The organism is Antrihabitans stalagmiti, from assembly GCF_016482825.1.
Lineage (GTDB): Bacteria > Actinomycetota > Actinomycetes > Mycobacteriales > Mycobacteriaceae > Antrihabitans > Antrihabitans stalagmiti.
Genome location: NZ_JAEMNV010000008.1, coordinates 122,085 through 136,265 on the forward strand (window position 1 = coordinate 122,085; position 14,181 = coordinate 136,265).

Annotated in this window: 10 protein-coding genes; 2 read left to right on the plus strand and 8 right to left on the minus strand. The window is 63.5% G+C overall.

The features are described from left to right. Positions 1-55: 55 nt before the first annotated feature. Positions 56-1,303, plus strand: coding sequence for a GGDEF domain-containing protein (locus tag JGU71_RS30440; protein WP_199706743.1), 1,248 nt, complete (start codon positions 56-58; stop codon positions 1,301-1,303). Positions 1,304-1,335: 32 nt separating this feature from the next. On the opposite strand, the gene JGU71_RS22445 is transcribed toward JGU71_RS30440, so the two are convergent. After that, positions 1,336-1,707 (minus strand): hypothetical protein, encoded by a 372-nt coding sequence (locus tag JGU71_RS22445; protein WP_199706744.1) that lies wholly within the window; start codon positions 1,705-1,707, stop codon positions 1,336-1,338. 45 nt (positions 1,708-1,752) lie between these two features. On the opposite strand from JGU71_RS22445, the gene JGU71_RS22450 reads away from it, so the two are divergent. Then, entirely contained in the window at positions 1,753-2,520 is a 768-nt protein-coding gene (locus tag JGU71_RS22450; RefSeq protein ID WP_199706745.1) for an AraC family transcriptional regulator, read from the plus strand. Between the two features lie 2 nt (positions 2,521-2,522). Here the strand turns inward: JGU71_RS22450 and JGU71_RS22455 are convergent, their stop codons facing one another. The 7 genes from JGU71_RS22455 to gltB all read right to left on the minus strand — a co-directional run bounded on the left by JGU71_RS22455 (position 2,523) and on the right by gltB (position 13,834). After that, complete coding sequence (locus JGU71_RS22455) at positions 2,523-2,696, minus strand: hypothetical protein (RefSeq protein WP_199706746.1); 174 nt, start codon at positions 2,694-2,696, stop codon at positions 2,523-2,525. A 37-nt stretch (positions 2,697-2,733) separates the two neighbouring features. Next, positions 2,734-3,282, minus strand: a complete 549-nt coding sequence (locus JGU71_RS22460; protein ID WP_199706747.1) for a hypothetical protein — start codon at positions 3,280-3,282, stop codon at positions 2,734-2,736. Positions 3,283-3,355: 73 nt separating this feature from the next. Beyond that, positions 3,356-5,209, minus strand: a complete 1,854-nt coding sequence (locus tag JGU71_RS22465; RefSeq protein WP_199706748.1) for an ABC transporter ATP-binding protein/permease — start codon at positions 5,207-5,209, stop codon at positions 3,356-3,358. A gap of 161 nt (positions 5,210-5,370) precedes the next feature. Next, entirely contained in the window at positions 5,371-6,249 is an 879-nt protein-coding gene (locus JGU71_RS22470) for an acyl-CoA thioesterase (RefSeq protein WP_199706749.1), read from the minus strand. Positions 6,250-6,277: 28 nt separating this feature from the next. Then, a complete protein-coding gene (pyk, locus tag JGU71_RS22475; protein ID WP_199706750.1) occupies positions 6,278-7,696 on the minus strand; it encodes a pyruvate kinase in 1,419 nt (472 codons plus the stop codon). A gap of 62 nt (positions 7,697-7,758) precedes the next feature. Next, a complete protein-coding gene (locus JGU71_RS22480; RefSeq protein WP_199706751.1) occupies positions 7,759-9,267 on the minus strand; it encodes a glutamate synthase subunit beta in 1,509 nt (502 codons plus the stop codon). Continuing rightward, entirely contained in the window at positions 9,260-13,834 is a 4,575-nt protein-coding gene (gltB, locus tag JGU71_RS22485; protein ID WP_199706752.1) for a glutamate synthase large subunit, read from the minus strand. The genes JGU71_RS22480 and gltB overlap by 8 nt, the downstream gene beginning before the upstream one ends. Positions 13,835-14,181 lie beyond the last annotated feature (347 nt).

Here is a 14,181-nt window from a genome sequence, read left to right on the forward strand (position 1 = left end):
CAGGTCACCTGTCGTTTCGCTGCTCCCGACTGCGGGATAGTGCAGTATCTGGGGTGTGGAGGGCTTCTTGCGCGAATGGTGGTCGTCGAAGGGCGACTACCGCTGGGTCGTCGACTACTTCGAGCCGCGCGCGATGGAAAGCAAGATTCGGTGGCTGCTCGCCGTGTGCACCGCCCTACTCGGTGTGGTCTCCGCAATCATGATCTTTTCGCCGTCGGGTCCGCGAGACGGCTTGCCCACCGCGCTGGTCGCGGCCGCGACAGTATTCACTCTTGTCGCAGCCCTGCATTGGATCTTCTTCGGCTGGCCGTCGTGGCAGTTGTCGGCCGCGTTCGTCGTCTGCGGCGACCTCGGAATAACGGCCGTGTGCTGGCAGTACTCCAACCATCTCGTCGGCATGTACGGCTTGAATTCGTTCGTCGTCCTGTCGCTGTACCTGGTCTTCTTTCACGGTCCGAGGGCGCTCGCGTTGCACTCTGCGTGGGCTCTGTTGTCTCTGACCGTCTTTGTGATCGCGGTCGGGTGGGGACCCGACGGCGACCCAGCGATGGCAATCGCGCAAGGTCTCGCGTCGGTCGTGATCGTCGTTGCCATCCCCCCGATTCTGCAGATCGGTTTCTGGATGATGCGGTCGGACGCCGACAGCTCCATGGTCGATCCCCTCACCGGCTTGTTGAACCGCCGCGGGCTGTACATGCATGCGGGAGAACTCATCTCGCTAGAGGGGGCAGCGGACGCGGACGTCATCGTGATGGTGCTCGATCTGGATCGCTTCAAACACATCAACGACACGCACGGCCACGCGATCGGCGACGAGGTACTCGTGCGATCGGCGCGTCGAATCAAATCGGTCGTCCGTGGCGGCGCTGTACTCGCCAGATTCGGCGGCGAGGAATTTGTCCTCGTCGACGTGATTCCGCGTTTGCACGCAGATGCAGTCGCGGAGCGAATCCGGGCAGCCATTGCGGCACCGACGGACATTGCGCCAGTCACGGCGAGTATCGGAGTGTCCTGCGTATCGGGTAGCGGCTTCCTTGCTGCGCGAATGCATCTCGCGGACCTGCTGGACACCATGGTTGTCGTGGCCGATCAGGCTATGTATCAGGCGAAGCGGGACGGTCGTGACTGCGTCGTCGTCGATCTGCGAGGCGTCGACACGGCTTCCTCGTCCAGTGGTTCGGGCACACGGCTCCCCACTTTGGCATCGCACGTACACGGCACCGGTAAAGGGCGAACTCGTCGGGACAGGCGTCGTAGTTTCGATCGGCGAAGCGGTGCGGACAGGCGGCTCCGCCGCTCCTGAGTCTTTTTGGAGGGCGGGCCCGCCGGAAAGACTCACGAGGCGAGTAGCGCCCCCGCCGCACCCAGACCGACGAGTGCTACGACATCGGCGCGGAGAACACGGCGGATCTGCTGATTCACGCCCTTCGTGCTGCCTGCAATCGCGACGTAACTCGTCATGCTGACCGCCGCTGCGACGATTGCCGGCACCCTCATCGATGTCACGAAAGCGCTCACGATCAGTCCGATTCCCACAATCGCAAGCAACACCGCACGATGACGTAGGAGAACGGTCAACACAGGATCGTCCACGTCGACGCCGTACGCGACGCGCGTTCGAGCGACCGAGAACGCGACCACTCCCGGCGCCGCATTGACCAGACCGACCACGACCAGCAAAGTGACTGCCACGATTTCGATGGACATCGATGTGCCTTCCTGTTTGTGCGACCCCGTGCAAGCATGTCGAACATGGGCACCGCCGCGCTTCCAGAAACCTGCTGTCGCACGGCGACGTTGTGGCTGGGTACCGGCTATGCCTGCTACCTCGGCGCTTCGCTTCGACTCGACGCACACTCCGGATCGGTGCAGTGCTTGGCCGTCGGTGTCGACGCTCCGTTCACGCTACGGACCGCAGAGCTCGGCGAGCGGACCGTCCGCAGTGCACTGATCCCACCCCGCCGAGTCCATCGAGTGCTTGCACACGGGGACCGGATGTTGTTCTGCTACTTCGATCCTGGCTCACCGAGAGCGCGCGGGACGCTCGCGAGGATGGCGAGCATCGAGCACGGGATCGGCTTCGCGCACGACGCGGAATCGGAGTTGATCGCCTCCGCGGAATCTGCGGACCCGGACCCGATGCAGATCCTCGACTGCGCGGGCGGGCGTGTGTCAGCGCCGATCGATGCCCGGATCGTCGAAGCTATCGCGACGCTGCGCGCGAATCCCGGCAGCACCGTCGATGCAGGAGAACTTGCGGCGGCAGTGCATCTTTCGACGTCACGCTTCCTGCATCTGTTCTCCGCGCACGCAGGAACCAGCTTTCGCCGCTACCGACTGTGGGTGCGGATGGTGCATGTCGGCGCTGCGGTTTCGAAGGGACGCGATCTCACGACTGCGTCAGCGGACGCTGGGTTCGCGAGTCCGTCTCACTTCAGCGACGCGTTCCACACGATGTGCGGTCTGACCGCCACAGCTCTGCTGGCGTCCGGCGCACGGATCGTGTTGCTGGACAGCTGACGTCAGTCCGCTGTGGACCGTCTTCGAATCTCTTCCTCGAATGCGCTGATCACGCGATCGATCTCGCGGTAGTCCGCGGAGTCGGCGCCTTCGTCGAACCCCGCATCACGGGCTTTTCGAAGGTTGGCCAATCCTGGTTCCAATTCGGCTGTGTCGAGTACTCGCGGATCCTGCATGACGTCGATTGTCCTCGTTTTCGAGCGTCGATGGGGCCTAACGGGAGTTCGGAGCGAGCATGCAACGCGGTGGAAGTGGACCAGGGCCGTCCGCTCGCACGAGCACGCTACGCACAGACTTCGGGTCGACACCGGGAAAGTCGATTCGTACGTTGAACTGACCCGGTGCGACGTCGACCGTCGTGGTCCGGTCGCCGTCGGAAGCCGTCACCGTGACCGTGATCCGCGCCGGGCCGTACTCGAACAACGTTGCGGTGACGCCACGTCCGTCGGTGAACGGGCTCCAGCTGTTTGCCGACGGGCACGCCATCGCGCGACCGCCGTCGTTGGAATCGGGCAGCGGCGGCGGCGTCCGCGGATACGGCATGGGGACAGGCGTCGGGACCGTCGTGGTTGCCGGGCTGGTCGTGGCTGGTTCGGTCGTATTCGGTTCGGCGATAGGGGGTTCCGACGGCGGTGTCGGTTCGGCGCTCGCGGGTGCAGATCCGATCAGCGCGACGCCGATCGAGACGGCGACCACGGCCGCCGGAACCAAACGAACGGCCGCAGGGACGCGGAACGACATGTACGACTCCAATCGGCCCATAAAACGAGAGTGCGCGCAGACACGCAACACGTCAACTTTCACAACTGCAATCGCCGAACGGACTTTCGCGCTGCTACTTGTCCACGGTAACCGGCGAAAGCCGCCACGGACCGTCACCTTCGAGCTCGAGCATCTGCGTGTGGTGCTGATCGACCGTACTGCGGTGCGCGACGCTCACCAAGATCAGCTCGGGCACCTCTTCACGCACCAGTTTGTAGAGTGCGTACTCGAGTCCCTCGTCGACGGCCGACGTCGCCTCATCGAGGAAAACCAGCTTCGGCTTGATCAACAGAATGCGCGCAAAAGCGACACGCTGCTGCTCACCCGGAGACAGGATCTTGGCCCAGTCCTCTTCTTCGTCCAGGCGGTTCGCGATGTGGCCGAGGCTGACCTTGTCGAGAGTCGCGCGCAATACCTCGTCCGAAATGTCTTCCGGCTTGGCGGGATACGCGATCGTCGTGCGCAGATCACCGAGCGGTAGGTATGGGATCTGCGACAGGAAGAGCGTTTCGACGCTGTCAGGACGCTTGATTGAGCCGTCGCCGAACGGCCACATCTGGGCCAGTGTGCGCAGGAGAGTGGTCTTTCCACTGCCGGATGCACCCTTGACGACGAGCGCGTCGCCGGCGGTCAGTCGCAGGTTGAGGTTGTCGATGAGAACTTCACCGTCAGGCTTGCGGACATCGATGTTGTCCGCTTCCAACGCATCGTCGAGTTCGGTCATCGTGATCTTCGGCAAATCGCGTGACTTGCTGTTCGCAACCAAAAGACCGTTGAGACGAATCAACGACGCGCGATAGGCGGCGAAGTCGTCATACGCCTCACGGAAGAAGGACAGCGAATCGTGGACCGCGCCGAATGCGCGGGAAGTCTGCGAGATGTCACCGAAGGTTATTTCGCCCGCGAACAAGCGCGGACCCTGCAGGATCAGCGGGAACAGCTCGGCTGTCTGATTGACGGTGAGGTTCCAGCCTTGGAATTTCAGCGTTCGGAACACGATGTGCCAGTAGTTCTTGATCACCTTTGCGAAGCGTGTGAACAAGCCGTTTCGCTCGACGCCTTCGCCACGATAGAAGGCGACGTTCTCGGCGCTGTCACGAAGGCGGACCAATGCATACCGGAAGTTGGCGTTGAGGCGTTCGTTGAGGAAGTTCAGCTTGATGAGTGGGTTACCGATCCAGAACGCAACCACCGTCGTCACCAGCACGTAAATGATGACAAGGAACATCATCGCGCGAGGCATCGTCCACCCGAACATGTTTACGGGGCCGGACAGATCCCACAGGATCTTCGTGAACGAGACAACTGTGACGATTGCCGAAACAGCGCCGAACGACAGCGTGCGCGACGTCTGGACGAAGTCGAGCGTGTCCTGCTGGATTCGCTGATCGGGGTTGTCGATCGGCTCCGAGATGAACCGGCCTCGGTAGTAGGCCTGGCCGTCCAACCAGTCGGTCGCGACGCGCTCGGTGAGCCAGACACGCCAGCGAATGTCGAACCATTGCCCTAGCCAGAAGTCGACGAGAACCCTGACGACATGGATGGTCGCGAGCACGGCGAACACCACAACAGCGTTCCAGAACGCCGACTTTGCACCTTCCAGAGCTGCGGCGTCACCCGCTGCAAACGCCTGGGCGCCGAATTGCATGGACGTGTACTGGTCGTTGCTCCAATACGAGAACAGCACCGACATCCGGACGCCGAACAACGTGGAGAAGAGCAGGATCCCGAGTAAGGCGTAGACCTTCCAGCTGTCGCGACTCGAGAAATAGGGTCCAGCGACGTTCCAGAAGTCACGGCCCCACTTCGTGAACCTCAACAACAGCGCGACAACGATCAGGAAGATCGGCGCAGTGATCGCGAAAGCCTTCAGTATCCAGAACAGGCTCTGAACGACCTCGCTGCTCCAGTCGACGCTGGTTTCCATACAGGTCCCCCATCAGGGCGAATAGCTAACGGCGGCAAAGCTGGCGAAGTCTAACCCGCCGCAACGCGTCTCGCGCGACGAGGGCGCTGAGGGCGCTGCGCGCCTCGTGAGTCCTTTCGGAGGGCGGGACCGCCGAAAAGACTCACGAGCGGCGAAGCCGCCTACGGCTTCCGAGGGAAGTGGCGAATCAAGCCCTCTTGGACGACAGTCGCGAGCAACTCGCCTTCCAGCGAGAAGTAGCGGCCCGTACCGAGACCTCGGGAACCGGCGGCAACCGGTGATTCCGTCGCGTAGAGGGCCCAGTCGTCGAACCGGAACGGCCTGTGGAACCAGATCGAATGGTTGACGGTGGCAGCGACGATTCGGTCGTGCCCCCACGACAGACCGTGGGTCGTGATGATCGAGTCGAGCACCGTCGTATCCGACGAATAGCCCATGATCGCAACGTGAATAAGTGGGTCCTCGGGCAGATCACCGTCGGCCTTCATCCAGACCCGGTTGTGATTGAGTCGTTCGCCGGTGCCCTTCATGATCCACGCGGGATCGTTCGCGTAGCGCATGTCGATCGGCTTCAACGCATTGACGAACATCTGCAGCCGGTCCTCGTAGCCGACGAAATGATCGCCCAGCGGCGGCAACACATCCGGATACGGCACGTCGGGCACCTCGACAGCGTGCTCGAGACCCTTCGTCCAGTCCTGGAACGCGGCGAGCATGACGAACAGGTCGACCCCGTTCTGACGCGCGGTCACCATTCGATTCGCAAATGCGCGCCCGTCGCGCTGCCGGGTCACGTGATAGGTGATGGGCAACTTGACGTCGCCACCGCGGATGAAGTGCGCGTTGATCGCGTGCACCGGCCGACCCGCTCCGACCGTCCGGCCCGCAGCCATCATCGCTTGCGACACGAGCTGACCGCCGAACGTCCGGCTACCGACCGGTCCGAGGTGCTGTCCGAGAAATACGTCCTCGTCGACCTGTTCCAGTTCGAGCAGTTCGAGCAAGGTCTCGAGATCGGTCTTCGGCCGAACAGCGGTCACAACACTCCCGTCACTCCGGTTGCCCGGCTCAGTAGTCCCCTTCGCCGATCCGATGAACGTGGATCAGGTTTGTCGAGCCTACTGTCCCGGGTGGTGAGCCCGCGACGATGACAACGAGGTCGCCGATCTCGTAACGCTCGAGTTCGAGCAGCGACTGATCGACCTGGCCGATCATGGCGTCGGTGCTTTCGACCCGGGGTACGAGAAACGTTTCGGTGCCCCACGTCAGCGCCAGCTGACTGCGGACCTCGGGCAGCGGTGTGAAGGCAAGCAACGGGAGGTTCGTGTGCAGCCGAGCGAGCCGGCGCAACGTGTCGCCCGACTGGGTGAAAGCGACCAGAGCCTTGGCGTTGAGCCGCTCGCCGATATCGCGAGCGGCGTAGGAGATGACGCCACGCTTCGTGCGCGGCACGTGGGTCAGCGGAGGCACCCGCGTCGAATCCGTTTCGACGGCCTGGACGATCCGCGCCATCGTGCGCACCGTCTCCATCACGTACTTGCCGACCGACGTCTCGCCCGACAGCATCACCGCGTCGGCACCATCGAGGACGGCGTTGGCCACGTCGGAGGCTTCGGCGCGGGTCGGTCGCGAGTTCTCGATCATCGATTCGAGCATCTGCGTCGCGACGATCACCGGCTTCGCGTTCTCGCGAGCCATCTGGATCGCACGCTTCTGCACCAACGGCACCTGCTCGAGCGGCAGTTCGACACCGAGATCGCCGCGAGCGACCATCACCGCATCGAACGCGAGGACGATCGCCTCGAGATTGTCGATCGCCTCTGGCTTCTCGAGTTTCGCGATCACCGGGATCCGACGGTCGACGCGATCCATGACCTCGTGAACGAGTTCGATATCGGCCGGCGAGCGGACGAAGGACAGCGCGATGAAGTCCACTCCCAACCGCAGCGCGAACTCGAGGTCCTCGATGTCTTTCTCTGACATCGCAGGCACGGACACGTCCATACCTGGCAGCGAGACGCCCTTGTTGTTGCTGACGGGTCCGCCTTCGGTCACCCGACAGACGACGTCGTTGCCGTCAACGGACTCGACGACGAGGCCGACCTTGCCGTCGTCGACGAGCAGTCTGTCGCCGGCTTTCGCGTCCTCTGCCAGCTGTTTGTAGGTCGTGGACACACGATCGTGGGTGCCGTCGCACTCGTCGACGGTGATGCGGACCTGTTCTCCGCTTTCCCACACCGTGCGGCCCTCGGCGAAGCGGCCGAGACGAATCTTCGGGCCTTGCAGGTCGGCAAGAATGCCGACAGCGCGGCCGGTCACGTCGGACGCGGCCCTCACGCGGTCGTAGTTGGCCTTGTGGTCTGGGTAGTCACCATGGCTGAAGTTGAGACGTGCAACGTCCATACCGGCCTCGACTAGCTCCCGGATACGTTCGTCGGTAGCGGTTGCAGGGCCGAGCGTGCAGACAATCTTGGTCCGTCGGGTCACGGAACGAGCGTAGTCCAGCATCCGGTCCCGCGTCGTGAAGGACGAAGGGTCACAGGTACCTCTTACCGGCTCACTGCCAACGGCAGCGCGGTCGGATGGACGGGAGCAGGCAATTCGGAGTGGCCCATCAGGTAGGTGTCGACGCCCTGAGCTGCCGAACGACCCTCCGCGATCGCCCACACCACAAGGGAGGCACCGCGATGAGCGTCACCACACACGAATACTCCGGGCACCGTCGTCTGGTAGTCGGGACCGCAGGACAGCACGCCGCGACGATTCAACGACAACCCGTACTCGTCCAGCAGTGCCATATGCTCGACGCCGTCGAAGCCGATTGCGAAAAGCGCCATATCGCAGGGCAATTCGACTTCTTCACCGATCGGCACGATCGACCTGCGGCCGTCGGCGTCGCGTTTGACCTCGACCTCCGCAAGCACCATTGCTCGAAGATTGCCACCCTCGTCGCCGACGAACCTGCGAACGGCGACCTGATAGCGACGAACCCCACCTTCGGCATGCGCGGGCGAGGTGCGCAGCACGAGTGGCCATGCCGGCCACGGTGATCGCGCGTCATCGCGCTCCGACGGAGGCTCGGGGTTGTAGTCGAGTTGTGTGACGGACGCAGCACCCTGGCGATGGGCAGTACCGAGGCAATCGGCACCGGTATCGCCGCCGCCGATGATGACGACATGCTTGCCGTGCGCGCTGAGCGGCGTGGGTCCGTCGCCTTCGCCTTCGCGATTCGACGGCACGAGGTGCGACATCGCGAGGTGCACCCCCTGCAGGTCGCGACCGGGGATCGAGTCGTCGTCGCGGGCGCGTAGCGCGCCGACGGCCAACACGACGGCGTCGTACTGCTCGCTCAAGGTCTCGACCCGAACATCAACTCCGACTTCGCATTCGATGACGAAATGGGTACCTTCCGCACGCATTTGCGACAGTCGCTGATCGAGTACCGACTTGTCGAGCTTGAAGGCCGGGATGCCGTAACGAAGGAGTCCACCGAGTCGGTCGTCGCGCTCGTACACGGTGACATCGTGCCCAGCACGGGTAAGTTGTTGCGCCGCAGCGAGTCCCGCCGGACCCGATCCGACGACGGCGACCTTCTTGCCGGTGTTGATCGTCGGCAACTGCGGCGTGATCGTTCCCGCCTCCCACGCGGTGTCGGCGATCGCCTGCTCGATGCGCTTGATCGTGACGCTGCCGCCTGTGTCGTTCTCCGCGATCGACAACACACACGCCGCCTCGCACGGGGCCGGACACACTCGTCCCGTGAACTCGGGAAAGTTGTTGGTCGCGTGCAACCGATCGATCGCAGCATCCCACCTGCCGCGGCGGGCTAGATCGTTCCATTCGGGTATCAGATTGCCGAGCGGGCATCCCGAAGATCCACTGTGGCAGAACGGAATACCACAATCCATGCAGCGACGAGCCTGGACGGAGACCTCACGGTTCCGCTCGACGGGTGGTTGGTCGGCGTAGATCTCCCGCCAGTCGTGAATGCGCTCGCTCGCAGGCCGCTTCGGCGCGTCCTTCTTCCGAATGTGCAGGAACCCCTGTGGATCAGGCACGTGCAGCCTCCATGATCGCGGCCTCGACATCGCGTCCCTCGGCCTTGGCAACTCGGGTCGCCCTCAGTACGCGCTTGTAGTCGGTCGGCATCACCTTGCAGAAGCTTCGCGAGCGTCGCGGCCAGTCGGCAAGGATCGATTCCGCCAGCGCGGATCCGGTCCAACGGTGATGCTTCACAACAACATCGCGCAACCACCTCAGATCGTCGGCATCCGGTGCATCCAGTTCGACCATTGCCGGATTCACCGCCGACGGATCAAGGCCGAGCACGTAGGCAATGCCACCGGACATACCGGCTGCAATGTTGCGTCCGGTCGGTCCGAGCACGACGACCCTGCCGCCTGTCATGTATTCGCACGCATGATCGCCGACGCCTTCGACGACCGCAGTCGCGCCGGAGTTGCGTGCACAGAACCGCTCCCCCGCGCGACCCCGCAGGAACACCTCACCGGACGTCGCGCCGTACAGGACCGTGTTGCCCGCGATCACGTTGGCCTCGGCCACGATCGGAGCATCGGCGTGTGGACGGACGACCACCCGACCACCCGAAAGTCCCTTGCCGACATAGTCGTTCGCGTCGCCGACCAGATCGAGCGTGATACCGGGTGGCAGGAAGGCGCCGAGCGACTGCCCAGCAGAGCCGGTGAGCGTGATCCGAATCGTGTCGTCGGTCAGCCCGGATGCGCCGTAGCGACGGGTGACCTCTGCGCCCAACAGCGTTCCGACAGTGCGATTCACGTTCCGCACGGGCAGGTCGAGGCGCAGCGGACGCGCGTCCTCCAACGCGCTCGCAGCGAGTTGAATCAGCGTCTGATCGAGTGCGAACACCAGCCCGTGATCCTGGGTCCGGGTGCGGCGGCGTTGGGGCATCGGTTGACCCTCTGCGTCGACCGGAACGTGGAAGACAGGGGTTAGATCGAGACCTCGACTCTTCCAATGGGCGATGCCGTCGGCGGTGTCGAGCGCATCGGCGTGACCGACCGCCTCGTCGATGGACCGGAAGCCCAATTGCGCCAGGTACTTCCGCACATCCTCGGCAATGAAACGGAAGAAGTCTTCGACGAATTCCGGTTTGCCGGTGAAACGCTTGCGCAGCTCTGGATTCTGCGTTGCGACACCGACCGGGCAGGTGTCGAGATGGCAGACGCGCATCATGATGCACCCCGCCACCACCAAAGGTGCTGTGGAGAAGCCGAACTCCTCGGCACCGAGCAGTGCCGCGACTATCACGTCCCGTCCGGTGCGCAGGCCACCATCGCACTGGACCGTCACGCGATCGCGAAGTCCGTTGAGTACCAACGTCTGCTGAGCATCGGCAAGCCCGATTTCCCACGGTGCGCCTGCGTGCTTGAGCGAGGTCAAGGGCGACGCCCCGGTGCCGCCGTCGTGACCGGAGATCAGCACGACGTCCGCGTGCGCCTTACTGACGCCCGCTGCGACCGTACCGACGCCGACCGAGCTGACCAGCTTCACGTGTACCCGAGCGTTGTGGTTCGCGTTCTTGAGATCGTGAATCAGCTGCGCGAGGTCTTCGATCGAATAGATGTCGTGATGTGGTGGCGGACTTATCAAACCGACACCCGGCGTCGAGTGTCGCGTCTTCGCGATCGTCGGATACACCTTGAACGCCGGAAGTTGCCCACCCTCACCGGGTTTAGCGCCCTGGGCCATCTTGATCTGAATATCAGTCGCGTTGACGAGGTAGTCGCTGGTGACTCCGAATCTGCCGCTGGCTACCTGCTTGACGGCGCTCCGCCGCTGCGGGTCGTACAACCGGTCGGTGTCCTCGCCGCCCTCACCCGAATTGGAGCGTCCGCCAAGTCGATTCATTGCGATCGCCATCGTCTCGTGCGCCTCCGCCGAGATCGATCCGTAGCTCATCGCTCCCGTGTTGAACCGCTTGACGATCTCGGCGACCGGCTCGACCTCGTCCAGCGGCACCGGCTCACGCAGCCCTTCCCGGAAGCCGAACAGTCCGCGCAGTGTGCCGCCTTCCGCCGAGAGTTGGTCCACCTGTTCGCTGTACTTCGCGAACACCTCGCTGCGACCGGTCCGCGTCGCATGCTGCAACAGAAAGACCGTTTCGGGTGTGAACAGGTGCAGCTCGCCTTCGCGGCGGAACTGATACTCACCACCCACATCGAGCCCGCGATGCACAACCGCGGTCGGGTTGTCGGGAAATGCCCTGCGGTGGCGCAATTTCACCTCTTCGGCCAACACGTCGAGACCGACTCCGCCGAGCTGACTGACTGTGCCGGTGAAGTATTCGTCGACCAACTCGCGATCGAGCCCGATCGCCTCGAACGCCTGCGCACTCGTGTACGACGCCACCGTCGAGATGCCCATCTTCGACATCACCTTGAGGACACCCTTGCCGAGCGCGACCAGATAGTTCCGCGTCGCGACGCTCCGCTCGACACCGGTGAGTTCGCCGCTCGAGATCAGATCTTCGATCGTTTCCATTGCGAGGTAAGGGTTCACAGCCGCGGCGCCGAAACCGATCAGCATCGCGACATGATGCACCTCGCGCGCATCCCCTGACTCGACGACGACCGCAACCTGGGTCCGCTCCTTGGTCCGTACGAGGTGGTGATGGACCGCGGAGATCGCCAACAGCGACGGTATCGGCGCTCGACTGTGGTCGGAATCTCGGTCCGACAACACGATGGTTCGGAACCCGGCCGCAATCGCTTCGCTTGCGCTGATCCGCAATTCGTCGAGCGCCTCGGCAAGCCCTTCGCTTCCGCGTTCCACGTCGTAGAGGGTCCGCAGGACGGTCGCAGCGTGACCGGGATGGTCACCGTCGTCGTTGATGTGAATGAGCTTGCCGAGTTCGTCGTTGTCGAGCACGGGCCACGGCAACACGATCTGTCGGCACGATGCCGGCGTCGGTTCGAGTAGGTTCTGCTCCGGCCCCATCACCCGGCGCAGCGACGTCACGATCTCTTCGCGTATCGCGTCGAGCGGTGGGTTGGTCACCTGAGCGAACAGCGCGACGAAGTAGTCGTACAGCAGCCGGGAACGCCGCGACAGCACAGCGATCGGAGTATCGGTTCCCATGGAGCCCAGAGGTTCTCCCCCGGTTGCTGCCATCGGATGCAGCAATACTCGGAGGTCTTCCTCTGTGTAGCCGAACGCTAGCTGGCGTCGTACGACGGCCGCGTGGTTGTGCGCGACCCGCTGTCGCTCCGGCAAGGTGTCCAGACCGACCAGGCCCGAATACAGCCACTCCTCGTACGGATGCTCCGTCGCCAGTTCGGTCTTGATCTCGTCGTCGTCGATGATCCGACCTCGCGCCGTGTCCACGAGGAACATCCGCCCGGGCGACAGTCTGCCCTTCTCGACGACGTCCTCGGGCGCAACCGGCAGCACACCCGCTTCACTGGCGAGGATGATCCTGTCATCGAGCGTCCGCCACCAGCGTCCCGGTCGTAAACCGTTGCGGTCCAACACCGCACCGACGCACGTTCCGTCCGTGAAGGTGACGCACGCGGGTCCGTCCCATGCCTCCATTATCGACGCGTGGTACTGGTAGAACGCGGTCCGCTCCGCTGCCATCGACGTGTGGTTCTCCCACGCCTCGGGGACCATCATCATCACGGCGTGCGGGAGCGTACGACCCCCGAGGTGCAGCAATTCGAGCACCTCGTCGAACGATGCCGAATCCGAGGAATCCGGCGAGCAGATCGGGAACAGCCTGCTCAGGTCGCCTGGGATGAGATCGGATGCGAGCAGTGCCTCTCGCGCGTGCATCCGATTGCGGTTACCGCGGACGGTGTTGATCTCGCCGTTGTGTGCGACGAACCGGAACGGATGCGCGAGCGGCCAGGACGGAAAGGTGTTGGTGGAGAAGCGACTGTGCACGATCGCAATGGCACTCGCGCACCGCTTGTCCCGCAGGTCGGGAAAGAACAGCGGTAGCTGTGCGGTCGTCAGCATGCCCTTGTAGGCGATCGTTCGACTCGACAGCGACGGGAAGTAGACGCCGGTTCCCGCAGCCTCGGTATCGGGCGTGATTCGTTCCGCTTGCTTGCGAAGCGGATACACCAAGCGGTCGAGAGCAAGGCCGCCTACGTCGCCGCTCGGTGCTGCGACGAACAGCTGACTCATATGGGGCAGACAGGACAGTGCTGTGCGGCCGACGTCGGCTCCCGCGGGATCGACGGGAACCTCACGCCAGCCAAGGATTTCGAGGTGCTCGTCCTCGGCGATCGCTTCGATTCGGTGCATCGCCTCGAGCCGAGCCGTCTCGTCCTGCGGGAGGAAGCAGATCCCGGCGGCATAGGTGTTGCTACCGTCTGCCAGCTGTTGCGGGAGCTCGAATTCGACAGTCTCGGAGAACAACTCGACTGGCAGCTGAATCAGGATGCCGGCCCCGTCACCACTGTTGGGCTCAGCGCCCGCCGCGCCGCGATGATCCAGATTCTCCAGCGCAAGCAAACCATCGGAGACGATCGAGTGCGACCGCAGACCACGAATGTTCGCAACCATGGCTACGCCACACGAATCGGCTTCGCGATCCGGATGGTACAAACCCTGCGCTGAGGGAAGCTGAGAGAAAAGCACCGGGGACCTCCGCGTCTGCCAGCGGTGCCGTCGGAGAAGGCGCAGCGCGCTATCCGGTGGCCTCGCTAGCGGGACCGCCACAAGGGCGTCTGCTATCGGTTTGCCGGGACAGCATCGGCCCTTGAAGGACTCGAAATATCCGAGTTGTCCGAGCCTAGCAGTTGCAGGCCGGTCTCTCTCGGCGAGAATTCCGAACTCCGCAGCGCGCATTGACACTTCGCAGCGCCCGCAACGTGCTGGTGGGCGTGCGCAGTGCCGGGTGGTGCTGCGTAGTCGCCGGGCGCATTGCCAGCGCCTACGGCGGGAGGGTGCCCCTGCCGTCATCGGACGACGTCAAGGTGACCCTG